Here is a 25,056-nt window from a genome sequence, read left to right as displayed (position 1 = left end):
CTGCCGATGTGGAATGGATGCATCCGGATAGAATGGACACAGAAGCGGGATCCGAGGCGTGCCGAACAGCACTACCGCTTGATAGGCCGATCGGCGCAACCCGAAAAGAGAAAAATCCTGAGATCTCAGAGGATTTTGTGAGTAGGGGCACCGATCAGCGGCGATTACGGCTTGCCCCCTACCCGGCTTTTGCACTTCTGGATAAGGCGTTAATCACCGCCTCGGACTCCGCTGTCCAACCGAAGAGCAGCTCGATTGCGAGCAGCGACGCTTCATGGTTGCTGCGCATTGTGTCAGCCGCGATTAGTTCTGCCGTACAGTCCCTAAGCACGATGCAACGATAGTCGCGAAAAGTCGCGTCACGGACTGTGGACTCAACGCAGATGCTGGTCGTGGCACCGGTGAAGATGAGCGTGTTGATCCTCCTGGCGCGAAGGAGGGTATCGAGCGACGTTTCGAAAAATGCACTGTAGCGATGCTTGGAGATCACGGCGTCGCCTGGCTGGGGCTCGAGTTCCGGGATAATTGCAGTGTTCCAGGTATCGCGCACCAGGATTTGGCTTTGGATGCCGTTTGGGGCTACCACGGCTGCCCCGATATTCAGGCGCTTGTGCTTGATGCGATGCGGAGCATCTTCGTTACCGGCATCGGAAAGGTCCGCATTATGCTCTTGCCTGGTGTAGACGATGAGCAATGCGTTACGCCGCGCCGCTTCGAGCAACCGCGAAATCGGCTGAACGAGATGCGCGATGGGCGCGACGTCAAGGCCGGCGCGATCGAACATTCCACCACGGCAGCCGAAGTCGTTCTGCATATCGATGACCATGACGGCAGTCCGGCTAGGATCGAAGCTGACCGCTTCAGGGCGAGCAGCAATGGATAGCTGCATTTCCATTCCCATCCCTCCCAAATCGAGTAGCGTGGTGCTCGAGCTGCCCACAACCATAACACGCTGGAGTCTGCCCGCATCGACCACGGCAAGTCCAAACCCTCGGGAATAGAGCCGGCGACCATAACCGCATAAAGGCAGGATTTGATCCACCGCAACGCCACCTGAGAAAGAACTCGTTATACGCGAATCCTGAAACAGAAACAATTTGACACTTGCATCTTCTGCGGCCACCCTGCCGCAGCAGAGGGGTACTCAGTGCCGGCGCAGGGCAATTGCGACGCCCTGACACACCGTCTCGCTTTTGTACTCTCTTGATCGGCCTCGGAGCACAATTCGATGATCGACACGCTGCTTGTTCTCAACACCGGTTCATCGAGCCTGAAGTTTCAGATCTTCGCGGAACGGGACCTAAACGTGCTGATGAGCGGCAAGGTCACCGGTATTGGTGACACGCCTGAGATGCGTGCGAAGCTTCCCAATGGTGAGGAGACGCGAAGTACCCTGCCCGCGAGCACTGATCACAATCTAGCACTCCGCGCGGTGACTGAGCTCATAGGCGGGCAGGATCACGGCTGGCGCACAACAGCCGTTGCCCATCGCGTTGTCCATGGTGGGCAGACCTTCCGAGAGCCCGTCATTGTCACGCCGGATGTGATGCGCCGCCTCGAGGCGCTGATCCCGTTAGCGCCGCTTCACCAACCCCACAATCTCGCCGGTATCACCGCTTCGGCGAGAATCGCGAGCGGAGCGCCCGATATTGCCTGCTTCGACACAGCCTTTCACGCAGGCCACGACGAGCTGACCAGCAGCTTCGCACTACCGCAGGAGATGCGCGACAAAGGCATGCGCCGCTATGGCTTCCATGGGCTTTCCTATGATTGGATTTCTCAGGTGCTGTCCAAGGACTATCCGGACCTCCATGCCGGCCGTGTCGTTGTTGGCCACCTCGGCAATGGCGCCAGCCTCTGTGCGTTGAAGAACGGCGTCAGCGTCGATACGACGATGAGCATGACCGCGCTCGACGGCATTCCTATGGGAACCCGCAGCGGCTCAATCGATCCGGGCGCCGTTCTCTACATGATCCACGACCTGGAGCTCGGCGTCGAAGCGGTCCAGGATATCCTCTATGAGTGTTCGGGCCTGAAAGGCTTGTCCGGCATCAGCAACGACGTCGAGGCATTGCTTCAAAGCGACGATCCCAAAGCCGCCTTTGCGCTCGAGTATTTTGCCCGCAAAACGGCTCAGCATATCGCGATGATGGCCGTCTCCCTAGGCGGCATCGATGCGCTTGTCTTTACGGGCGGGATTGGCGAGCACGCCGCCCCTGTCCGCGAGGCAATCCTGCGAAGGCTGCGCTTCCTGGGTGATTTCAAAACGCTAGTGATCCCGACCAACGAAGAACGACTGATGGCAACACAAGCGAAAAAGCTTCTCCGTACGGTAGCCTGAGGATCTCCGATCAGGCAACACCGAGCTTGTCAATGAAGCCGCTGACGCCCTTGAGGTTCTCTACCAGGACACGGATGGCGCGCCGCTCCAGTTCGCTCGATACGGTCCCTTCAAGCACCGCTCTGGAATCCTGAACCGATACCTTGATCGCATCGGTGTCGAGACCAAGGTCACCCTGCAGTCGCGCGCGGATGGCGCGGGCGAGAGCATCGTCACCACTTGCCGTTCTCTCGGCCGGCGCCGCAACGATTGCTTTGAGGAGATCGATACGGCTGACGATACCGAGAAGGCGCTTGTCGCTGACGACGGGCACCCGCTTGATCTTGTGCCGGAACATCGCCTCGGCGATCGCCGCAACCGGCGTATCCGGCGTCACGCTGATCACGCTTGCGGACATGACATCCGATACCCGCCAGCTGCGGCTTCGGATATAGTCGTCGAGGTCGACGAGCGACGTCTCATCCGGCTTGCCGGCCGATCTGCCGCCACCGAACTCGATGCGCCGGAGGAGGTCTCCTTCTGTCAGCAGGCCACAAACATTGCCATCGTTGTCGATAACAGGCAGGCCGCTGATATTCTTGGCAACCATCAGGTCTATTGCCTGATGGATGCTGCTATCGGCGCTGATCGTTGTGATGTCGGTGTTCATGATGTCTTGAGCAAACATGCTAATCCCATTGCACTCTGGAGGAAGTCAAATGGTTCCGACGTGACGCTGCGCGAACCGCGCATGCATCCGATGCTGAAAATATTGCGCAAATCCACTCCCAAGTCGATCAGGGATTGCGATCTAATTTGACCGGAGATGCGAAGGCACCGCGCCGACGGAACGGAAGCAGGGTCCTCGCCATCGGCCAAATCACCGGCGGGAATGTCCGGCAGCTACTACAGGGGCCGCCGGAGGGTAGCTCGGCCGAGAATGTTCCTGATGGCGCGCATGAAGACCCGCGATCCGGTCGCGATCAGCTCATCGGGAAAATCGTAGTCGGGGTTGTGCAGTCGCGGATGATCTTCACCCGCCCCGAGAAAGAACATCGCTGCGGGCGCCACAGTCCGGAACAGACCGAAGTCTTCAGAAGCTTTCATTGGCAGCAGGCTACTGACATCGTCATGGCTGACGCCCTCGTCATCCAGGGCACGCCGCAGCTCCTTGACCGCTTCGGCGGAATTGTAGCACTGGCGGAACACGTCCTCGTAACTGATCTCCACCTGCAATTGCCCGGCCTTCGCCTGGGTCTGCACCAGTTCCTCGGCGCGGGAAACCAACGCGGCCATCGCTTCATCGGTCAGCGTCCGCAGGGTCGCCCAGATCTGCGCTTCGCCGGGACTGATCCCAAATGCCGGCTCCCCGAGCCGCGCATGTGTGACCGTAACCAGCGAGTAGTCCGGCCCCAGCGGCCCATTGTTGCCCAACGCCGTCAGATCACCGAGCAACCGCGCCAGCACGAAAGTCGGCGCAATGCCCTGCTCCGGATAAGAGGCGTGCGATGTCTTACCCTTTAGAATGATCTTCATTCCGCGCGATGCGCAATTGACCGGCCCCTCCTTGAGAAGGACGTGTCCGAGCCGGATACCCGGGAAGTTATGAAGCGAGAGCGATAGATCCTGCGTCAGCGTCGCAAACTTCGGATCGGCAAGCACGGCCGCTGCCCCTGCACCGTTCTCCTCGGCCGGCTGGAACATCAGGATAACCCGCCCCTTCGCAGGCCGCTCGTGCCCAAGACCCTTCGCGAGTGCCATCAGGATCGCCATGTGACCGTCATGGCCGCAAAGGTGGCCCTTGCCCGGCACCGTCGAACGGTGCGCGACATCGGAGATTTCCTCGATCGGCAGGCCATCCAGTTCCGCACGGATCATGATCGTCGGACCTGATGCCGCTCCTTCATAGACGGCCGCGAGGCCATGGCCGCCGATGCCGGCAACGATGCGATCTGGCCTCGTGCGGCCGAGTTCCTCTGTAACGCGGGATGCGGTTTCCGCCTCCTCACCCGAGACTTCCGGATTGCGATGAAGTTCCCGTCGAAACGCTTTGATTTCGCTTAGTTCTCCATCAGTCAAAAACATCACCAGAATCCTCGGAACACGAACAGCCTCACCTCAAGAGCGCGAGCCTAACCTGCCCGTTTTCCATAGTCGATGAAGAAGTTCACTACTAAGGTCCGCCACGCGCTGCGGATCGGCAGTTCGCGCCGGCAAGCACCTACCCATATATGAGGTTCCTTTTCATATACAGGCGACGCTACCGACCGAACCGAGCTGCACGCTGCGCTTTTCGGCAGCTACGCATTTGTATATGTAAGGTGGCATTCACAGGAGAAATTGATGGAAGCAGATGACGCTGATCGGTACCGCGCTCCGGCGCTGGACAAGGGGCTCGATATCCTCGAGCTTTTGGCCAGCGTCGAGGAAGGGCTGACCCAGGCGGAGATCGCCAAGCGTCTCGATCGTAGCCCCAACGAATTCTATCGCATGCTCGATCGCCTCGTCCGCCGCGGCTACGTGACGAAGCTGGAGGGTGACCGGTTTACACTGACACTCAAGCTATTCGGGCTGGCCCAGTTGCACGCGCCAACACGCCGGCTGGCGTCTTTCGCAATGCCATTGATGCGTGAACTAGCGCAGAAGACCAAACAGGCGAACCACCTGGTCGTCTTTGACCGCGGTTCGGCGGTGGTGATCGCGCAGCACGAGGCGCCGGATTACTGGGGTCTCTCGATCCGCATCGGGTCGCACATCAGTCTCTTCGACACCGGCTCCGGCCACGTGCTTCTTGCGTTCCGAAGCGATGAAGAGCGGCAGATGATGATCGCGGAACACGTGCGCAGCCGCGCGGAAGTGAATCTCGGACCGGAATTTTACGAGCGCCTCGCCCAGATCCGCGAACACGGTTACGAAATGATGGCGAGCGCCCAGACGGCAGGCGTCAATAACCTTTCCGCTCCTATCCTTGGGCCGGACGGACGCTGCATTGCGGCCCTCACCTGCCCCTATATCGCGCTGGTCAATGCCTCGGCAGCGCCCGATATCAGCCAGACGATCACCATGGTGATGAAGACCGCCAACGAGCTTTCGCTGCTCGCCGGTTCTGACGTCGGAATGCCGACATGACCTGGCAGCACGCCGACGTATATTCTCACCTGCAGGCCAGTGCCGAGGAAGCCGGGATCACAACCGCGTTTAATGCCGATCCCCGCAAAGCCTTAAGGTCATTGTCAGCTAGCGATCTCATTAGAAATCCTGGCGACGGATAGACGCCGTCATGGCCATGGAGGATGCCGCCGGAAGGCAGGCATTCAAGGGAGATAGCGTGTGAACGTATTGCTGGTCGAGGACAACGTCCTTTTGGGAGACGCCGTGCGCGATCACATCGCGGCCGACGGTCATTCGGTCGATTGGTGCCTCAATCTCGCGGAAGCAACCCAAGCGGCCGAAACCGGCAAATACGGCGTCATCCTGCTCGACCTGCGCTTGCCCGATGGTAATGGCTTAACCCTATTGAAGGCGCTTAGACGACAAGCGAACTCCGTCCCCGTCATCATTCTGACGGCGCACGACCAGACTTCGGATCAGATCGAGGGCCTGCGAAGCGGCGCGGACGATTTCCTGGTGAAGCCCTTCGGGCTCTCCGAGCTTTCAGAGCGGATGAAAGCGGCAAACCACAAGCACTGAGACCTGGATTGGCATCCCGAGGCAATCGATACAACGATAGAGCCTATTCCGGCTGTTGCGTTGCAGCAGCCTCGCTGTCTCATCGCTGAAGGCTTGCGAGTTTATCCGCCTGTCGGCGGCATCCGGCGAAAACATCCAGATTCGGATCGTAGGCCTTGGTCGCCACGTCCATGAGCCCGAGCACACTGTGGAAGAAGTTGTCGTGCGAACGGTCCCTGTCTGCCTGCTTAGCCATGCAACTCATATCGAAGCCGGCCCCCTTCGCGAGATCGTCACTGACCCACGCCAGGAACGGCACGTGCGTCTGCTGCGACGGCGCTACGATATAGGGCGCGCCATGCAGGTAGATTCCGTTTTCGCCAAGCGATTCACCGTGATCCGACACGTAGATCGCTGCACCGGCAACCTTGTCGGAATGCTGCTTGAGCTTATCGATGACCGTCGAGACAATGTGGTCCGTGTAGAGGATCGTATTGTCATAGGCGTTGGTAATCTCTTCGGCCGTGCAGCTGCCGAAATCATTCGCCTGGCAATCAGGAACGAAACGTCGGTATTCATCGGGATAACGAGCGAAGTAGGCTGGCCCATGGCTTCCGAGCTGGTGCAAGACCAGCACGCTGTCACCCTTTACGTGGTCGAGCCAATCGTCGACCTTGTCGAGAAGGATAGCGTCGAGGCACTCACCATCCTTGCAAAAACGTGGATCGGCCGACTCCGGCAAGAACGTGAACGGGACCCGGTCGGTGACATGATAGCTGCCGGTGTCATTATCCAGCCAGGATACGTCCACCTTGGCATGGCTCAGCACGTCGAGGAGGTTCTCGGTCGCAAGGCCCTTCCGGTGCGTATAGGCTGTTCGCGGATAGACCGAAAACATGCACGGGATAGAAATTGCCGTCGCTGTGCCGCAGCTGGTCGTTTTCGGAAAATAGACAACGTTCCGCTTTTCGAGCTCCGGATTGGTTTTCCGCGCATAACCGCCAAGCGAGAAGTCATCGGCACGCGCTGTCTCGCCCGCAACGATGATCGTTACGCGCGGCTTGTTAAGGCCGGCAGTGTTCACCCGATGCGCATCCGTACCGAGCGGCTCGGCGACGACATGCGCATCCTGCTCGGACGAAACCGCAAAGCGAATGGTGCTGGTGATCGGTACGAATGGGTTCAGCCGGTCGAGGATGTCTCTGTGGGCGCGCCCGACGCCCGCAAAGGCACGGTAGTCGCCGAATCCGACCACGACGAAGACAGCCAGGCAAGCCACGATCACGCCGGTATTATGAGCAAGTTTGGACAGCACCGGGCGATGCCGGATGCGTACCCAGAGGATGACGAGTGACGGAAGTATACCAGTGAGCATCAAATAAAGGGCAAAACGCGTCGTTATCAGATGCCCTGCCTCCGCGCCCGTCGACACCGCCGCGTTGCGGATCATTTCCTTGTCCACGACCACGCCGAACTGATCGGTAAACCAGGAGCCGGCGGCTGCCGCGAGAACGAAGAAGATCAAAAAAGGCTTGGTGACATATTTGGCGGAGAAGGCCGTGATGATTGCCATGCTCATAGCCGAAATGCCGACGACAAAGAGCACGAACGAGAGATGATCGGACGCAAAATAGCTAAAGGCCGTGCTCCAGAACGATCTGTTTGTCACAAGAAGCAGGTAGAGAGTCGTAGCAAGGCAAAGCGTCACGCTGCCGATTGCGGGCCGCCGCTCGATCAGGCGGACCTTGGTGGCATTATCTTCCAATTGGTCGTCTCCGCGTCCAGATTTTGGCGTCGACGGAACCAGGATCGAATCATCTGTAGTTGATGGCCGTCGAAGAATATTCGCCAGCCATGACCGGATTTTCTGACAGTCACCTGAATAACCTTGGCAAGCGCTGCGGCCGTTCGGCTACCCCTGGATCCCAAAATACCTTTCGAGGCCCTTCCAGCTCCTGTCCATCGCGTAGGTTCCCGACAGGTAAGGAATGGCAATATGGCCGTAGTAGACCGAGAGCTGACGCTCGGCGACGTCCTCATTGATACCGGCCACTTGTTGGCTGTAGAGGACCGACACGAGCCCTGTCCTATCGGCGCCAGATTGGCAGTGGAGAAGGATGGGCTTTGGTGCCGCTCTCATGATCGCCAGCAGCTGCTCGGCGCGCTCGGGCGACAAGACCTTGGACGGCGACATTTCGAAGTCGATATGCTGAACACCGAGACCGCGTGCAGTTGCAATCTCGTCGGCATACCATTTCTTGCCAACGTGCATCCCGCGCAGGTTTATGACCGTCTCGATGCCATGACTACGCACGTAAGATGCCAGCTGCTCAGGCGAGGGTTGCGCCGAACGGTAGAGCTGATCCGCGATGACGGCGTGAAAATTCCCGCTCGCTTGGAGATAAACAATATAGCCCCCGAACATCGCGCCAATCGTAACGGTGCCGATGAGGGATGCCTTCCACCACCGAAAATTCCACAGGCGTTTCATGCCAACCTCGTCGCAACTTTTGCAGCGAGCTAGCATTGCCGGTTTGGCCTGACAACCACCTGAAAACGGCGTCCTGATGGTGGCGTGACGACGGTCAGGCCAACTGATTGCTGAATTGCGCGCCCGACAAGGTGCGTGAGACCGCATTGCGCCAGCCAGCGATCTTCCTCTGTCGCTCTGCCTCCTCCATGGAGGGTTGGAACCGCCGGCTGCACGCCCATGCTTTTCCGAAACTCTCCTTGTCGGGCCAAACCCCTGCTCGCGAACCGGCGAGCCAGGCCGCGCCGAGCGCCGTCGTCTCGACGACAGCCGACCGATCCACCGGGTTTCCGACAACGTCGGCAAGACGCTGCATCGTCCAGTCGGAACTTGCCATGCCGCCATCGACACGCAGGACCGTCTCAATGTGATGGCCGCCCCAATCCTTCCGCATCGCGATGAGGAGATCGAGCGTCTGGTAGGCGACAGACTCGAGCACGGCGCGCGCCAATTCCGCCGGCCCGCTGTTCCTGGTCAAACCGAAGATCGCACCCCTCGCCTCCGGGTCCCAATAGGGAGCACCGAGGCCGGTAAAGGCCGGCACCACATAGACCTGCTGATTGGGATCGGCCCTCATCGCCAGCGTGCCGCTCTCCGATGCGTTTGAAATCAAGCCGAGGCCGTCGCGTAGCCATTGCACCGCCGCACCGGCGATGAAGATCGATCCTTCCAGCGCATAGGTGGTTTCGCCGCCGAGCCGATAGGCGATCGTCGTGATCATCCGGTTGCTGGATGTTACGCAATCCCGCCCCGTATTCAGCAAGGCAAAGCAGCCTGTCCCATAGGTCGATTTCATCATGCCCGCTTCGAAGCAGGCACTACCGATAGTTGCTGCCTGTTGGTCGCCCGCAACACCGAGGATCGGTATCGGCGCACCGAAGATATCCGGATCAGTGACGCCGAAATCGTCCGCGCAGTCCTTGACCTCCGGAAGCATGGATGCCGGGATCCTGAGCAGGCCGAGAAGCTCCTCGTCCCACCTGCCCTCGGTAATGTTGAAAAGCAGCGTTCGCGACGCGTTGGTGGCATCAGTCGCATGAACGCGTCCGCCAGTCAGATTGAAGATCAGCCAGCTGTCGACCGTGCCGAAACAGACCTCGCCTGCCTCGGCGCGCTCCCGCAATCCGTCGACGTTGTCGAGCAGCCAGCGCAGCTTGGTCCCGGAGAAATAAGGATCGAGCAGCAGACCCGTCTTCGCGCTGAACAGTTTCTCATATCCATCCGCCTTGAGACTATCGCAGACTTCAGCCGTCCGCCTGTCCTGCCAGACGATCGCCTTGTTAAGCGCCCTGCCCGACTTGCGTTCCCAGACGACCGTAGTCTCGCGCTGGTTGGTGATGCCAATCGCGGCGATATCGGTGAGTGGAATGTTGGCATTCGCCAGCGCTTGCCGCGCCGTGCTAACCACGCTCGTCCAGATCTCATTCGGATCATGCTCGACCCAGCCTGGCTGCGGATAGGATTGTTTGATCTCCTCCTGTGCTGACGAGATCATCTTCATCCCGGCGTCGAAGACGATCGCACGCGAGGACGTCGTGCCCTGGTCGATCGCGAGAATATGGCCGCTCATTGTCTTCTCCGGCGCAATAGCTCACCTCGCCGGCGCGAACGCGCCAGCGGAAGCGATAGGTCATTCATAAGAGGGTGTAATGCCGACGTTATGCGGTCGGCGGTTGGCCGGGGCACACACCCCGGCCAACCTTGCTGATCAGTTCGACTGCCAGCTCTTGACCAGTTCGTCGTAGTTGACGGTAACCGGCTTTTCCTTCTCGTTCTCGATCTTCAGCTGCGGCGCGAGGTTGCCCTTGGCGACCGCATCCTTGTTCCAGAACTCGAGATCATGCTCTTCGGCGAGCTTCGGACCGATATCGCCCTGCACTCCGGCGCGTTCCAGTCGCTGCATCACCTTTTCCTGTTCGGAGCAAAGCGAGTCCATCGCTTCCTGCGCGGTCTTCGCACCGGACGACGCATCGCCGACCGCCTGCCACCAAAGCTGAGCGAGCTTCGGATAGTCAGGAACGTTCGTACCGGTCGGCGACCACTGGACGCGGGCGGGCGAGCGGTAGAACTCGACCAGACCGCCAAGCTTCGGAGCGCGCTCCGTGAAGCTCTTGTCGCGAATGGTGGACTCGCGGATGAAGGTCAGACCGACGTGGCTCTTCTTCACGTCGACCGTCTTCGAGGTCACGAACTGCGCATAGAGCCAAGCGGCCTTGGCGCGATCGTCAGGCGTCGACTTCATCAGCGTCCAGGAACCGACGTCCTGGTAGCCGAGCTTCATGCCGTCCTTCCAGTAGACGCCATGCGGGCTTGGCGCCATGCGCCACTTCGGCGTACCGTCCTCGTTGACGACTGGCAGACCGGGCTTGACGGCATCGGCCGTGAAGGCGGTGTACCAGAAGATCTGCTGGGCGACTTCGCCCTGCGCCGGCACAGGACCGGATTCGGAGAAGTTCATGCCCTGCGCTGCCGGCGGTGCATAGGCCTTCAACCAATCCAGATACTTCTGGATCGAGTAGACGGCAGCCGGGCCGTTCGTATCGCCGCCACGCGCAACGCACGAACCAACCGGACGCGAGTTCTCGTCGACCTTGATGCCCCACTCGTCGACCGGAAGGCCGTTCGGAAGGCCCTTGTCGCCGTTGCCGGCCATCGATAGCCAGGCATCGGTGAAGCGCCATCCGAGTGATGGGTCCTTCTTGCCGTAGTCCATGTGGCCGAAGACCTTCTTGCCGTTGATCTCACGGCCGGTGAAGAATTCGGCGATGTCCTCGTAGGCAGACCAGTTGACCGGAACGCCGAGATCGTAACCATACTTCGCCTTGAAGTCGGCCTTGTTCTTCTCGTCGTTGAACCAGTCGTAGCGGAACCAGTAGAGGTTCGCGAACTGCTGGTCGGGAAGCTGGTAAAGCTTCTTGTCCGGTGCAGTCGTGAACTTGGTGCCGACGAAGTCGTTGATATCGAGGCCCGGGTTGGTGACATCCTTGCCTTCGTTCGCCATCCAGTCGGTCAGCGAGCGGGCCTGCTGGTAGCGCCAATGCGTACCGATGAGGTCCGAGTCATTGACATAGGCGTCATAGATGTTTTCGCCCGACTGCATCTGCGTCTGCAGCTTTTCGACAACGTCGCCTTCGCCGATGAGATCGTGCGTGATCTTGATACCGGTGATCGCGGTGAAGGCCGGCGCCAGAACCTTCGATTCATATTCGTGCGTCGTCAGGGTTTCGGAAACGACCTTGATGTCCATGCCGGCGAAAGGCTTCGCCGCATCCATGAACCACTGCATTTCCTTTTCCTGGTCCGCGCGGGAAAGCGTCGAAAGATCGCCGATTTCCTTGTCCAGGAAAGTTTTCGCTTCATCCATGCCGGCATAGGCGGCGCCCGCCATGGTCAGCAACATGCCTGCTGTTGTCGCTAGTAAATGCCTTCGCATAATATCCTCCCAGGGTTGCGATTGCAGTCTTCACGTTCAGGCGGCCAGTACCCCCGGCCATCTGTATTTCCCTGCCGTCACACGTAGCGGAAGACGCCGATGGCGTAGACTACGGAGAGGGCAAGAGCCCACCACAGGTTGGGTCCGACAAGACCCAGCCATGCGAGATGTATGTATGCTGCGCCAAGCAGCGACACGAAGAGCCGATCCCCTCGCGTGGTTTCGAACCTGAGGATTCCGACGCGCGGCGAGCCGCCAGGCACGAAATACTCCCAGATGCTCATGCCAACGAGCAGCATGAAAATCGCCAGGAAAAACAATGCAGTCGGCAGCGTCCACGCCATCCAGGAAAAGTTCATGAGTGGTCCTCCCTTGTCAGACGCGGCCGAGCGCGAAGCCCTTGGCGATGTAATTGCGTACGAAGTAGATGACGAGCGCGCCGGGGATGATGGTCAGCACACCGGCAGCCGCCAGCACACCCCAATCCATCCCTGCAGCCGAGACGGTGCGCGTCATGATCGCCGAAATCGGCTTTGCGGCAGTCGTCGTCAGCGTGCGGGCCAGCAGCAGTTCCACCCACGAGAACATGAAGCAGAAGAAGGCGGCGACACCGATCCCTGACGCGATCAGCGGCATGAAGATCCTCACGAAGAACCGCGGGAAAGAATAGCCGTCGATATAGGCCGTTTCGTCGATCTCCTTCGGCACGCCGGACATGAAGCCTTCCAGGATCCAGACTGCCAGCGGCACGTTGAACAGGCAGTGGGCGAGCGCCACGGCGATGTGCGTATCGATCAGCCCGAAAGCCGAATAGAGCTGGAAGAACGGCAGCGCGAAGACGGCCGGCGGTGCCATGCGGTTCGTCAGCAGCCAGAAGAACAGATGCTTGTCGCCCAGGAACCGGTAGCGCGAGAAGGCATAGGCCGCAGGCAGCGCCGCCAGCACCGAGATCACCGTATTCATGACCACGTAGATGATCGAGTTGATGTAGCCGTTGTACCAGGAGGGATCGGTGAAGATCACCATGTAGTTCCCGAGCGTCGGGTTCTGCGGCCACAGCGAGAAGGCGCCGGTGATCTCGGCATTCTCCTTGAAGCTCATGTTCATCAGCCAGTAGATCGGCAGCAGCAGAAAGATGATGTAGACCGTCGAAACGACCCAGGAGAAGTTGCCCGCAGGCTTGTATTTCATTGTTTGAGCCATGGTCCTCTCCTTTCTCAGGCGTTCGCGTCGCTGCTGGTCATGACGGTGTAGAAGACCCATGACAGAAGCAGGATGATAAGGAAGTAGATGATCGACATTGCCGCTGCCGGACCGAGGTCAAACTGGCCAACGGCCATCTTCACAAGGTCAATCGACAGGAAGGTGGTCGAGTTGCCGGGACCGCCGCCGGTGACGACGAAAGGTTCGGTGTAGATCATGAAGCTGTCCATGAAACGCAGCAGGACGGCGATGAGTAGCACGCGCTTCATCTTCGGCAGCTGGATGTAGCGGAAGACGGACCAGCGCGACGCGCCGTCGATCTTCGCTGCCTGATAATACGCATCCGGGATCGAAACGAGGCCGGCATAGCAGAGCAGCACCACAAGGCTCGTCCAGTGCCAGACGTCCATCAGGATGATGGTGATCCACGCATCGAGGGGGTCGCGGACATAGTTGTAGTCAAACCCCATTGCCTCAAGAGTATGACCAAGCAGGCCGATGTCGACACGCCCGAAAACCTGCCAGATGGTGCCGACCACGTTCCACGGAATGAGCAGCGGCAGCGCCATCAGCACGAGGCAGATCGGTACGCCGATCCCCTTCTTCGGCATGTTGAGGGCAATGAAGATGCCAAGCGGGATCTGCAGCGCCAGAACGATCAGCGAGAAGACGAGATTGCGCTGCAACGCCGCCCAGAAGCGGTCGGAATGAAGCGTCTGCACGAACCAGTCAGTCCCCGCCCAGAAGAACTCGTTGTTCCCGAACGTATCTTGGACCGAGTAGTTCACAACGGTCATCAGCGGAATGACGGCCGAGAAGGCGACCAGCACAAGGACCGGCAGAACCAGAAACCAGGCTTTGTTGTTCCAGGTCTTTTCCATGCTCAGCCCTCCCTGCCGACGCGCCAGGAATTGGCGTAAATATTGATGGCAGCCGGATCGAAGGTCACCCGCGCATCAGCCGGGATTTCGGAGTCCTCCGTCACGACGATGGCGATCGGCTGGCCGGCAAAGGTGGCGCGCACGATCTTCTGCCGTCCAATGTCCTCGACCCTGTTGACGGTGACCGGCATTCCTTCGCGGCCGATATTGACGAACTCCGGGCGTATGCCGAGCTCGGTCTTGGCGCCGGCAGCCGCTTGCGGCGCGTAGTCCAATGACAGCGTCTCGCTGCCGATACGCACCGCGTTGCCCTGCAGTTGCACCGGCAGGACGTTCATGCCCGGCGACCCGATGAAGTAACCGACGAAGGTATGGCTCGGCCGCTCGAAAAGCTCTGCCGGCGTGCCGATCTGGACGATTTGTCCTTCGTACATGACGACAACCTTGTCGGCGAAGGTCAGCGCTTCCGTCTGGTCGTGCGTCACATAGACCATGGTGAAGCCGAACTGCTTGTGCAGGCGCTTCAACTGCGAACGCAGTACCCACTTCATGTGCGGGTCGATCACGGTCAAAGGCTCGTCGAACAGGATCGCGTTGACGTCGTTGCGCACCAGTCCGCGGCCGAGCGAGATCTTCTGCTTCTGGTCGGCCGTCAGGCCCTGTGCCTTGCGCTTGGCCATACCGCCGAGATCGATCATCTCGAGAATGTCGCGAACGCGCCGATCGACTTCCGGCTCGGGGACCCTGCGATTGCGCAGCGGGAAAGCCAGGTTGTCGTAGACAGTCATGGTGTCGTAGATGACCGGGAACTGGAACACCTGCGCAATGTTTCGCGCCTGCGTGGAAAGGTTCGTCACATCCTGGCCATCGAAGAGGATACGGCCGTGCGACGGCTGCAGCAGGCCGGAAATGATGTTGAGTAGCGTCGTCTTTCCGCAGCCGGATGGTCCGAGAAGCGCGTAGGCGCCGCCGTCCCGCCATTCGTGATCGACTTCACGAAGCGCATAGTCTGCGTCGGACTTCGGGTTCGGTCCGTAGGCGTGGCGGATGTGGTCGAGCGTGATGCGTGCCATGTCCTTCTCCCTTACGCCTTTGCGCCAGTTGCGATTGCCCGGCCATCGGTGCCGAACGCCATGACGTGACGGGTGTCGAGGTAGATGTCGACCTCGGTATCCGGATCGATGTTGTGAATGCCGTGGGCAAGCATGACCCAACGGACACCGTCGAAATCCATATGCACAAAGCTTTCGGAGCCTGTGATCTCGGAAACCTGCGTGCGTGCCTGCAGTTTTGCTGCCGTCTGAGTCTGCGGCGAAAGAGCGAGGTGGTGCGGATGGAAGGCGATCGTGACCGGACCATCGGCCATGTCGTCCAAATGCGCGGGCACCGGCAGGATATCAGCTCCTTGCCTCTGGAACGAACCGCCGGCCTTTATCACATCCATGAAATTGAGCGGCGGATCGGCAAAGGTCTTTGCAGTTACGAGGTCGAGCGGATTTCGGTAGACGGCGATCGTCGGTCCGAACTGCGTCACGTGGCCTTCCGAAAGAGTGGCCGTGTTGCCGCCGAGCAGAAGCGCTTCGGAAGGCTCCGTTGTGGCGTAGACGAAGATGGCGCCGGACTGCGCAAAGATCCGCGGCAGTTCGGCACGCAGTTCCTCGCGCAGCTTGTAGTCGAGGTTCGCGAGCGGCTCGTCCATCAGCACAAGGCTGGCATTCTTCACAAGGGCACGCGCAAGCGCCGTGCGCTGCTGCTGGCCGCCGGAGAGATTGAGCGGGGTGCGATCCAGATAGGGCGTAAGGCGCAAGAGTTCGGCGGCCTTGCGAACCTCACGATCGATCGTCGCGGTGTCCTTGCCTGAAATCCGCATTGGCGAGGCGATGTTTTCGTACACCGTCAGGGCCGGATAGTTGATGAACTGCTGGTAAACCATCGCGACGTTGCGCTTCTGCACCGGCATGCCGGTCACGTCTACGCCGTCGAAATGGACGGAACCGCTCGTCGGTCGATCGAGCCCGGCCATCAGTCGCATCAGCGATGTCTTGCCGGACAGCGTCGGCCCCAGCAGCACATTCAATGTGCCTTTTTCAAATGCAAGATTGGTTGCGTGGATGTGATACTCCCCGCCCACCATCTTTGCAGCGTTCCGCAATTCAAGCATTCCGGTTCCCGTGCCTCCTCAACAGCGGGGACATTACCGCTTCAACCAGCCATCTGCGCCGGTCGCGCGGCCATGTACTCCTCCAATAGCGCAGCCTGTTCCTTGGTCAGGCGCAGGCCGACTTTCGTTCTTCGCCAAAGCACATCCTCTGCGCGTCTGGCCCATTCGTGATCGATGAGATAGCGAACCTCTGCCTCGAAGAGATCGCCTCCGAAACAGTGTCCCAGGTCCTCCGCGCTGGCGGCCCGCCCGAGCAGGACCGACGCCTTGGTGCCGTAGCGGCGCACCAGTTGGCGCGCATGCCGGTCCGCCAGGAACGGATAACCGCCCTTCAGCTTAGCAACCTCCGCCTCGTAGCCGGTCGCGGCGAAATCCCCGCCCGGCAGATGGCTCTTCGCTGTCCAGGACGCGCCTTTGGCGCCGATCGCCTCGGCGATCCTTTCCAGTGCGTGTTCGGATAGGCGCCGATAGGTCGTGAGCTTGCCGCCGAAGACATTGAGCAGCGGTGCGCTTTCACCCTCGCCTTCGATCTTCAGCACGTAGTCGCGGGTCGCCTCCTGCGCCTTGGAAGCGCCGTCGTCAAATAGAGGCCGCACAGCCGAATAGGTCCAGACGATGTCTTCCGGCCGTACCGGCTCCTTGAAATACTCGCTCGCCGCGTTGCAGAGATAGATCGTCTCTTCCTCGGATATTTTCACATCCTTCGGATCGGCCGAGTAGTCGCGGTCGGTGGTACCGATCAGCGTGAAGTCCTGCTCGTACGGGATCGCGAAGATGATGCGGTTGTCCGGGTTCTGGAAGAAATAGGCCCGCGGATCGTCGAACTTCTTCTTTACGACGATGTGGCTGCCCTGCACGAGCCGCACGTGGCGGGCCTCGTTCTGCCCGAAGGCCGTGCGAATGACCTGATCGACCCATGGCCCGGCAGCATTCACCAGCATCCGCGCCTGAAAACTGTTGCCCTGCCCGCTGACGGTGTCGACCGTCTCGATCGACCACAATCCGTTCTCGCGCCGCGCCGAAACGACTCTCGTTCTCGGCATGATCAGCGCGCCGCGGTCGGCCGCGTCCCGCGCATTGAGCACTACCATGCGCGCATCGTCGACCCAACCATCCGAATACTCGAACGCCTTCGTGAAGAGTGCCTTCAATGGCTTGGAGGCCGGGTCGCGGCGCATGTCGAGAACCGCGGTCGGCGGCAACAACTTTCGTCCGCCGAGGTGATCGTAGAGAAACAGCCCGAGACGGATCAGCCATGCCGGGCGGATGCCACCCTTGTGATAGGGCAGCACGAAGCGCATCGGCCAGATGATGTGCGGCGCCATCGCCCAGAGCACTTCGCGCTCCATCAGAGATTCGCGCACCAGACGAAACTCGTAGTGCTCGAGATAGCGCAAGCCGCCATGGATGAGCTTGGTCGCGCCGGAAGACGTGCCCGAAGCGAAATCGTTCATTTCCGCAAGCGCGACCGAATAGCCCCGCCCGATCGCATCCCGCGCGATCCCGCAGCCATTGATGCCGCCGCCGATAATGAAAAGATCGTGAATCTGACGGCTCACGTTCCCCCTCCGAGCCAGAATATGCCGCAACGCAACATGCTCACGCATTTGCGAAAGTCAGAGCAATTAAAGCGAAGATTATTCGAATGTCAAACGAATGTTTTTCGAATTCTTAAAACTCACAGATTTGCCGTGAACGTAAACGTCAAATCGAGGACGCAGCGCGTCATCGCCCGGTCCTGCGAGACGGCGGATCCATGCTTGGGCAGAGGCTCAATATTGTTCGGGTGCCCTGAAATACGCGCGGGGAGCGGCTCCCATCGTCCGCCTGAACATCGTGGTGAAGGCGGCGACGCTGTCGTAGCCAAGGTCGAGGGCAACGGCTGTAACCGCCTCCCCGGCTGCGAGGCGGGGCAAGGCGGTGAACACCGCCGCCTGCTGCCGCCAGGTTGAGAGACTGATACCCGTTTCCTTGCGAAAGAACCGAGTAAAGGCGCGCCGGCTCATGGCAAGCCGCTCCGCCCAATCGTCGATGACCAGCCTTGCACTCGGACTTTCCATGAAGCCGCGGCAGAGCGTCGCCAGGCGCGTATCTGAGGGGAACGGCAATCCCAACGGCCGGTCGGGAAGCCGCAAGACCTCCTCGAGCAGCAGCGCCATGATGAGATCCCGTCTGCCGCTCTTGGCCTCGGGCGGCGCAACAGCCTCGGTGATCAACGCTCTGGCAAGATCAGTCAGCGCCACGACGCGGATGGCCGTCGGTGGATCGGCCAAGGCCTGGGGCGAGACATAGGCCGAAAGCATCGCAACATCGCCGAGCATGTCGACGGTGTGGACAAGTCCTGCCGGTATCCACAACGCATGCTGCGGCGGCACCATCCAGCGCCCCAGTATCGACGACACCATAAGCACGCCGGACCGAGCATAGACGAACTGTGCACGGCTGTGACTATGGGGTTCCACATGGTAGCCGGCCGGATATTCCGAGGGGATGGCATAGACCGGCTCTGAGGCTGCCTCGATGGCAGCAAGACGCTCCACATGGAGCTTGGCCAACTCACTCGTCGCCAGGCTTTGCTTGGATTTCACCATTTTTGGCCCACTTGCGAAATAGCAAGACCAAAACACGAAAGCGGGACGACCACAAGTCGGTTATTCCAAAGCCTCGTAGGACGGAGCAGAATCGTGACAGACAGCGCAATGACGGCAGAGAGGCACTCTGCGGAACAGACGGTTTTCGGCATTATCATGGCGGTAAGCTTCTGCCATCTTCTCAACGATACCATGCAGTCGCTGATCCCCGCGCTCTATCCGATGATCAAGGACGGCTACGGCCTCGACTTCACGCAGATCGGCTTCCTCGGCCTCGTGTTCCAGGTCACCGCGTCGCTCCTGCAGCCGCTGATCGGCATTTACACCGACAAACGCCCGTTGCCTTACTCATTGTCTGTCGGCATGGGCTTCACGCTGATCGGCCTGGTGCTGCTCGCATATGCGCACGCCTATTGGGTCTTGCTCATCGGCGCGGGTGTCGTCGGCCTCGGCTCCGCCGTGTTCCATCCAGAATCCTCGCGCGTTGCCCGGCTGGCATCAGGCGGACGCCATGGCCTTGCCCAGTCACTGTTCCAGGTTGGCGGCAACTTCGGCTCGGCGATAGGTCCGCTCCTGGCCGCCTTCATCGTACTACCGCGGGGCCAGCATAGCGTTGCATGGTTCTCGCTCGCAGCTCTGACCGGCATGATCGTCCTGTGGCGCGTCGGCGTCTGGTACGCCGATCACCGCAAGAATAACGCCGGTCGCAAGGCGGCGGCACCCGCGGTCCATCTCCCACGCAACAAGGTCATTGCGGCGATCGGTGTCCTGGCACTGCTAGTGTTCTCGAAATACGTCTACATGACGAGCCTTTCGAGCTACTACACTTTCTATATGATCGAACGCTTCGGAGTGTCGGTGCAGCACGCGCAGATTCTGCTGTTCGTATTCCTCGGCGCCGTGGCCATCGGCACCGTCGCCGGCGGCCCTGTCGTCGACTGGTTCGGCACCAAGTTCGTCATTTGGTTCTCGATCCTCGGCGCCCTGCCCTTCACCCTTGCCCTGCCTTATGCCGACTACAACTGGACGGTCTTCCTGACCTTCCTGATCGGCATCATCCTGGCCTCCGCCTTCTCGGCCATCGTCGTCTTTGCGCAGGAGCTGGTTCCGGGTCGTGTCGGCATGATTGCCGGCCTGTTCTTCGGCTTTGCCTTCGGTATCGGCGGCATTGGCGCAGCAGGCCTCGGCATGGTGGCCGACCACATGGGCATCGAGTTCGTCTACAAAATCTGCTCGTATTTACCGCTGCTCGGCCTGTTGACCATCTTCCTGCCGGACATCGGCAAGGGCCGCCGCCACACCACGAAAGCGGGCAAGTAAGCGAACACCCGCAGGATTACCAATCGGCATAGGGGGCGATCGATGTGATCGCACCCCTGCCACACCACCCGGCATGCGGGTCCGCACCGGGTGGTTCGAGAGATTGAGGTTAGACGAGCCTGGGCATTCCAAGTTGGTCAGCCCATCTAATGGTGAGGGTGGCGTTAAGGAGCTTGCCGCTGTTGCGCGACCAGCGACCGGCATTTGCTGCCACTTGCGAGATCTCCCCATATGTGGACGGCTCCCACTTGCAAGGGTTTTTACAGATAATTTTGATCGGATCGCTTCCTCCCCACGGTTGGTCACCCTGCCGCAGTTGCGCTTCACTTCGCTCGCTGTGACCAGCTTACGGTGGGACTTCCACCCACAAGAATGCGCCCATGCTGGGCGCACAACGACAAGGGCCAAGATCACCATCTCGGCCCTTTTCAGCCTTCGGCAGCTGGCGTGTACCTAAACCCTGTCGCACTCAGTCTGCAGTGGTTGGCACTTGCTGGACTGCGTGCTTTCCAATCCGAAAACTTTCGATTCGCACGGCAAAAAGATGCAGTGCCTGGCGATTGCGTTGACTCTGCGCACCATCGATTGTACCGATTGAAATACTGTTTACCGATCGGTACAGAAACGAGCACTAGGAGATCGAAACCATGCCTGAACACCGCCCACCACTCCCTCCCTTCACCCGCGAAACCGCGGCTGCCAAAGTCCGAGCCGCAGAGGATGGATGGAACAGTTGCGATCCCGACAGGGTGTCACTCGCCTATACCGTTGACAGTTACTGGCGCAATCGCGCGGAATTTGTCCAAGGGCGGGAAAAGATCGTCGAGTTCCTGACCAGGAAATGGCGCAAGGAACTCGAGTATCGGCTGATCAAGGAACTGTGGGCCCACGACGGCGACCGCATCGCGGTTCGCTTCGCCTACGAATACCGCGACGACTCCGGGAACTGGTATCGGGCATACGGCAACGAGAACTGGGAGTTCGACGCGAGCGGCCTGATGCACCACCGCTATGCTTGCATCAACGATATGCCCATCAAGGAATCCGAACGCAAGTTTTTCTGGGATCGGTCCGGCCCCAGGCCTGCTGACCACCCAAGCCTTTCTGAATTGGGACTGTAACACATGCCAAAGATCGTCGCCGAGCGCTCCGACGCAATCCCATCCCTGGCCGAAGTCTTTCGGGAGTATGGCTTCGAGGGCGCAAGTCTTTCAACCATCACGGAAAAAACAGGACTCGGAAAGGGAAGCCTCTATCACTTCTTTCCCGGCGGAAAGGAAGAGATGGCCATAGCCGTGCTCGGCGAGATCGACGAATGGTTCGTGACACAGGTTTTCGAACCGTTACGGAACGCGGATGATCCGCGCTCCGCTATCTCCGACATGTTTCGCTCTGTTTCCCGGTATTTTCGCTCCGGCAGCCGAGTGTGCCTCGTTGGTGCGTTCGCACTCGATAATGTCCGCAACCGGTTCAGCGCTCAGGTCAGGGACTACTTCGCCGAATGGCATAGCGCGCTTGCCTCAGCTCTCACGCGAGCCGGATGCCTCGAGCCGGATGCCGCCGCGCTGGCCGAGGAGACCGTCGTTGCCGTTCAGGGAGCCCTCGTGGTCGCCAGAGCACTCGACGAGCCTGAGGTTTTCGAACGGACCCTTCAGCGGGTCCAGTCCCGACTTTTTGCCGCGACCAGTGGAGAGAAGCAGAGATGAAGAAGCACCGGAATAATTCCGTCATCCTCGCACCCTGGCGGGTTAAGCGCGCCGTGGATTTCATCGAACTCAACCTGGCGACCTCGCTTCGGCTCGCGGACATCGCGCACGCGGCGGGGCTCAGTCCAATGCACTTCGCAGCAGGGTTCCGGTCGGCGACGGGCTTCAGTCCACGCGTCTATCTGCAGGGACGTCGGATAGAGCGCGCGAAAGCGAAGCTGATCAGCGATGGCCTGAGCATCGATGAAATCGCGATCGACGTCGGATTTCGATCGCGGACCCATTTCATCACAGTGTTCCGACGCCAAACGGGGCATCCTCCGGCACGCTGGCGGCGTTGCAGCGTTTAATTTAGATAGCGGTGAAGCCGTTGTCGACGAAGAGATGCGCGCCATTGACGAACATCGACTCGTCGCTAGCGAGATAGAGCGCGGCGCGTGCCACGTCCTCGGGTTCGCCGATCCGTCCCTGCTGGGCGGCAATAGCCGCGTCCGACACATCGACGCCGAATGCCTGCAATTCGCTGACCTCGCGCAATCCGTGCGGCGTGCGGATGAAGCCGGGGCAGACGGCGTTGCAGCGGATGTTGCGATCCCTGAATTCGACCCCGATCGCACGAGCAAACATATGCACAGCGCCCTTCGTCGTGTCGTAGAGCACTTCCATCGGCGTTGCGGCCACGGCCGAGATTGATGACGTGCAGACGATGGAACCACCGCCCGCGGCGATCATCCCCGGCAGGACCGCCCGCGTCATCAGGAACATCGATCGCACGTTGACCGCGTGCAGCCACTCCCACTCCTCGAGCGTGGTCTCCAGGAACGGCTTGATGACGATAGTGCCGGCGTGATTGAAGAGCACGGTGACGGCGCCGAACCTATCCTCCACACCCCTGACGGCCGCGACGACGGCGGCCTCCTCCGACACGTCGGCGACCCAGTAGTCGGCGACATGACCGGCGGAACAAATCTCCTCCGCCGTTTGCCGTGCTGCCGCTTCATTCCGGTCAATGATCGCTACCCTGGCGCCCTCGGCAGCGAAGAGGCGCGAGGCCGCTCCGCCCATGCCCGTCGCGCCGCCTGAAATAATTGCAATCTTCCCCTTCAGCCGGTCGACCATGACCCCAATCCCCTTGCTCCCGTTGTTCGCCGTCACTCACTCGTCGTCGAGTGGGCGTCTGCCGATGCAGTGTTGAAGAGAGTCCCGGTCAATGTCCAGACGCACCTGCGTCGCCCGGTAACCTTACCAAATAACCAACAAAACAGCTTTCGGTTGTCTCAACACGCAACACCGGGCATGTGTGTTTCCAGCGGCTCACCATCAGCCGCGGTCCGGAAGGGGTCCGGATCGATAGAGCCCGCCCCCGAGGGGCCTGGGGCGGGCTTCCCAACTCTTACAAAGACATACGTGTCTGTGACAACCTACTAGGCAGGCTTGCGCCTTACTGATTTGGCGCCGCCGACGCTCCACGCAGGACGTCGGCAGCTTGGCACACGCTAAAGCTGCTCGGCCTTGTGGCGCGCTATTCTACAAGAAAAGCGCGGAAATCATTCACGTTGGTACCTGTCGGTCCCGGAACGAACAGATCGCCCGCGAGGTTGAAGGCCGACCACGCATCATGGCCCGCCAGGAACGCGCGCGCATCGCCGCCGGCGCTCCTGATCCGCGCCACCGTCCCGCCGTCACAGAAGGCGCCAGCATTGTCTTCGGAGCCGTCGATACCGTCGGTATCAGCGGCCATCGCTACAACGCCATCGACTCCTTGTAGATCGATCGCCGCCGAGAGGAGAAGCTCGGAATTTCGCCCGCCCTTGCCATATGTTCCGGTTCCGATGCTGACCGTAGTCTCCCCGCCCGAAAGCAGCACGAGAGGCTTTGGAGCCGGCGGTCTCGTCAAAAACTCCCGAGCAAGCGCCGCATGCATCCGGCCGATATCCTTCGCCTCCCCTTCGATCGAATCCGAAAGGATGAGGGGTTGCACGCAGAGAGATCTTGCCCGATCGGCAGCCGCCTCCAGGGACACCCGCGCCGAGGCGATCACATGCACTTCGTTGTTGGCGAAGACGCGGTCACCGGCACTTGGCGCTCTGGTATTGCGGATACAATCGATCACGCGCGCCGGGAGATCGATCCGGTAGTCCCGGATCACTCGTAGCGCCTCCTCCGCATCGCTGCTGTCGGGAACCGTCGGCCCCGACGCAACGAAGGCCGGATTGTCGCCCGGAACATCGGAGACGACGAGGCTGACGACCTTTGCCGGATGGGCAAGTGCGGCAAGCCGTCCCCCCTTGATGCGGGAGAAATGCTTCCGCACCACATTCATCCCGGAGATCGGCGCGCCCGACGCCAGCAGCGCTTCGTTCAACGCGCTCTCGTCGGTGAGGGTGAAACCGGTCGGCGGGGCCGGCAGCAAGGCCGAGCCGCCGCCGGATATCAGTGCGATCACCAGATCATCACACGTCAGCCCATGCAGATGGTTCATCAGCGCCTCGGCGCCGATAAGACCGGCTCTGTCTGGGACCGGATGAGCCGCCTGGAGAATCTTCGTCGATCGGCACTCTGCGATTGGCCCATGCCTGGCAACAACGAGACCTTCGAAGGGATGAGACCAAGCGCGTTCGAAAGCGGCCGCCATCTGGCTTGCGGCCTTCCCTGCCCCAACAACGATTGTCCTGCCTTTCGGCGGATCCGGAAGATGGCGAACCAGGGCCTCGTAAGGATCGGCGGCCTTGACGGCTTGGTGAAACAGGGTTTGCAGGAAAGCTCGTGGATCGGAAATCAAACCCTACTCCATTTTCAAAGTTCGCAGTCCGAACACCTGCCTGGTCTGGCGGGCGATTGCCCTGCCCTCTGGCGCGTTTCATTTGCGCTCGTGAGCGAGGATCGCGGCAGGCAACGGCGGAAGTCTCCGGATAAGTCGGAGCCTCGTTCGCCAACCATGATGGTTGGTGCGTTGTTGTACGATGGAATTCGCGGCATGACCAACGAATCACGCACGCGAAGCCTCTAGACCATGGACCCTGGAATCGAGACCGACAACAGCTTCCGGTCCGATCCCTTCTCACGCGTACCGACGGATGCTGGTCTGTCTTGGCACTCGCGCAGCCCCACATCCGAGCTGTTCATGTTTGGAATCCTGGCTCCTGGTTTAAGCGATGCGGGTTTGGCTTTGCGGATCGAAGAACACGGCCTTGTCGAGGTTGAAGGCGAGGCGGGCGTGCTGGCCGGCCTGGATGCGGGCG

General features: G+C 60.2%; 23 protein-coding genes and 1 pseudogene. 7 read left to right on the top strand and 17 right to left on the bottom strand.

All coding sequences use genetic code 11. The features are described from left to right. Positions 1–178: 178 nt before the first annotated feature. Positions 179–1,042, bottom strand: a complete 864-nt coding sequence (locus IB248_RS06255; protein ID WP_348648553.1) for a cysteine hydrolase — start codon at positions 1,040–1,042, stop codon at positions 179–181. 186 nt (positions 1,043–1,228) lie between these two features. Between IB248_RS06255 and IB248_RS06250 the strand changes: the two genes are divergently transcribed. After that, positions 1,229–2,341, top strand: coding sequence for an acetate/propionate family kinase (locus IB248_RS06250; RefSeq protein WP_192240547.1), 1,113 nt, complete (start codon positions 1,229–1,231; stop codon positions 2,339–2,341). A gap of 10 nt (positions 2,342–2,351) precedes the next feature. Here IB248_RS06250 and IB248_RS06245 read toward each other — a convergent pair whose 3' ends face one another. Beyond that, positions 2,352–3,008, bottom strand: coding sequence for a CBS domain-containing protein (locus IB248_RS06245; RefSeq protein ID WP_018854688.1), 657 nt, complete (start codon positions 3,006–3,008; stop codon positions 2,352–2,354). A 218-nt stretch (positions 3,009–3,226) separates the two neighbouring features. Next, complete coding sequence (locus IB248_RS06240; RefSeq protein WP_018854687.1) at positions 3,227–4,405, bottom strand: amidohydrolase; 1,179 nt, start codon at positions 4,403–4,405, stop codon at positions 3,227–3,229. 258 nt (positions 4,406–4,663) lie between these two features. Between IB248_RS06240 and IB248_RS06235 the strand changes: the two genes are divergently transcribed. Both IB248_RS06235 and IB248_RS06230 read left to right on the top strand, forming a co-directional pair. After that, entirely contained in the window at positions 4,664–5,449 is a 786-nt protein-coding gene (locus tag IB248_RS06235; RefSeq protein WP_018854686.1) for an IclR family transcriptional regulator, read from the top strand. A gap of 201 nt (positions 5,450–5,650) precedes the next feature. Further along, positions 5,651–6,010, top strand: a complete 360-nt coding sequence (locus tag IB248_RS06230) for a response regulator (RefSeq protein WP_018117053.1) — start codon at positions 5,651–5,653, stop codon at positions 6,008–6,010. A 79-nt stretch (positions 6,011–6,089) separates the two neighbouring features. Here the strand turns inward: IB248_RS06230 and IB248_RS06225 are convergent, their stop codons facing one another. From IB248_RS06225 to IB248_RS06175, 11 genes are all read right to left on the bottom strand, one after another. After that, entirely contained in the window at positions 6,090–7,754 is a 1,665-nt protein-coding gene (locus tag IB248_RS06225; protein ID WP_192240546.1) for a phosphoethanolamine--lipid A transferase, read from the bottom strand. Between the two features lie 147 nt (positions 7,755–7,901). Next, on the bottom strand, positions 7,902–8,480 hold the full coding sequence (locus IB248_RS06220; RefSeq protein WP_018854683.1) for a dual specificity protein phosphatase family protein: 579 nt from the start codon (positions 8,478–8,480) through the stop codon (positions 7,902–7,904). 94 nt (positions 8,481–8,574) lie between these two features. Beyond that, positions 8,575–10,089: a glycerol kinase GlpK gene (gene glpK / locus IB248_RS06215; protein ID WP_112666673.1), complete on the bottom strand. Its 1,515-nt coding sequence runs from the start codon at positions 10,087–10,089 to the stop codon at positions 8,575–8,577. Positions 10,090–10,227: 138 nt separating this feature from the next. Beyond that, positions 10,228–11,952 carry an ABC transporter substrate-binding protein gene (locus IB248_RS06210; protein WP_041912341.1) on the bottom strand — a complete coding sequence of 575 codons (1,725 nt, stop codon included), beginning with the start codon at positions 11,950–11,952 and terminating at the stop codon, positions 10,228–10,230. A 77-nt stretch (positions 11,953–12,029) separates the two neighbouring features. Continuing rightward, complete coding sequence (locus tag IB248_RS06205; protein WP_018117058.1) at positions 12,030–12,311, bottom strand: DUF2160 domain-containing protein; 282 nt, start codon at positions 12,309–12,311, stop codon at positions 12,030–12,032. A 16-nt stretch (positions 12,312–12,327) separates the two neighbouring features. Then, positions 12,328–13,155 (bottom strand): carbohydrate ABC transporter permease, encoded by an 828-nt coding sequence (locus IB248_RS06200; RefSeq protein WP_018117059.1) that lies wholly within the window; start codon positions 13,153–13,155, stop codon positions 12,328–12,330. Between the two features lie 14 nt (positions 13,156–13,169). Continuing rightward, complete coding sequence (locus IB248_RS06195) at positions 13,170–14,036, bottom strand: sugar ABC transporter permease (RefSeq protein ID WP_018117060.1); 867 nt, start codon at positions 14,034–14,036, stop codon at positions 13,170–13,172. Positions 14,037–14,038: 2 nt separating this feature from the next. Continuing rightward, on the bottom strand, positions 14,039–15,109 hold the full coding sequence (locus IB248_RS06190; RefSeq protein ID WP_025660740.1) for an ABC transporter ATP-binding protein: 1,071 nt from the start codon (positions 15,107–15,109) through the stop codon (positions 14,039–14,041). Between the two features lie 11 nt (positions 15,110–15,120). Continuing rightward, positions 15,121–16,197 (bottom strand): ABC transporter ATP-binding protein, encoded by a 1,077-nt coding sequence (locus IB248_RS06185; RefSeq protein ID WP_018117062.1) that lies wholly within the window; start codon positions 16,195–16,197, stop codon positions 15,121–15,123. Positions 16,198–16,238: 41 nt separating this feature from the next. Then, a complete protein-coding gene (gene glpD / locus IB248_RS06180) occupies positions 16,239–17,756 on the bottom strand; it encodes a glycerol-3-phosphate dehydrogenase (protein WP_018854677.1) in 1,518 nt (505 codons plus the stop codon). Positions 17,757–17,969: 213 nt separating this feature from the next. After that, positions 17,970–18,788, bottom strand: coding sequence for a helix-turn-helix transcriptional regulator (locus IB248_RS06175; RefSeq protein WP_018854676.1), 819 nt, complete (start codon positions 18,786–18,788; stop codon positions 17,970–17,972). A 108-nt stretch (positions 18,789–18,896) separates the two neighbouring features. Here IB248_RS06175 and IB248_RS06170 point away from each other — a divergent pair, with 108 nt between their 5' ends. From IB248_RS06170 to IB248_RS06155, 4 genes are all read left to right on the top strand, one after another. Further along, positions 18,897–20,108: an MFS transporter gene (locus tag IB248_RS06170; protein ID WP_018117065.1), complete on the top strand. Its 1,212-nt coding sequence runs from the start codon at positions 18,897–18,899 to the stop codon at positions 20,106–20,108. 647 nt (positions 20,109–20,755) lie between these two features. Continuing rightward, a complete protein-coding gene (locus IB248_RS06165) occupies positions 20,756–21,229 on the top strand; it encodes a nuclear transport factor 2 family protein (RefSeq protein WP_018854675.1) in 474 nt (157 codons plus the stop codon). Positions 21,230–21,232: 3 nt separating this feature from the next. After that, positions 21,233–21,814 (top strand): TetR/AcrR family transcriptional regulator, encoded by a 582-nt coding sequence (locus IB248_RS06160; protein WP_112647741.1) that lies wholly within the window; start codon positions 21,233–21,235, stop codon positions 21,812–21,814. Continuing rightward, on the top strand, positions 21,811–22,164 hold the full coding sequence (locus IB248_RS06155) for an AraC family transcriptional regulator (protein ID WP_113472083.1): 354 nt from the start codon (positions 21,811–21,813) through the stop codon (positions 22,162–22,164). The genes IB248_RS06160 and IB248_RS06155 overlap by 4 nt, the downstream gene beginning before the upstream one ends. 1 nt (position 22,165) lies before the next feature. On the opposite strand, the gene IB248_RS06150 is transcribed toward IB248_RS06155, so the two are convergent. From IB248_RS06150 to IB248_RS31600, 3 genes and pseudogenes are all read right to left on the bottom strand, one after another. Next, complete coding sequence (locus IB248_RS06150) at positions 22,166–22,933, bottom strand: SDR family oxidoreductase (protein ID WP_018854672.1); 768 nt, start codon at positions 22,931–22,933, stop codon at positions 22,166–22,168. 403 nt (positions 22,934–23,336) lie between these two features. Further along, complete coding sequence (locus IB248_RS06145; RefSeq protein WP_192240545.1) at positions 23,337–24,596, bottom strand: glycerate kinase; 1,260 nt, start codon at positions 24,594–24,596, stop codon at positions 23,337–23,339. Between the two features lie 78 nt (positions 24,597–24,674). Next, positions 24,675–24,915: pseudogene (locus IB248_RS31600) on the bottom strand (GMC oxidoreductase); the annotation flags it as partial. Positions 24,916–25,056 lie beyond the last annotated feature (141 nt).

It is taken from the genome of Rhizobium sp. RHZ01, assembly GCF_014851595.1.
In the GTDB taxonomy this organism is placed as follows: domain Bacteria; phylum Pseudomonadota; class Alphaproteobacteria; order Rhizobiales; family Rhizobiaceae; genus Rhizobium; species Rhizobium altiplani.
This window is presented reverse-complemented; position numbering and strand designations above follow the sequence as displayed.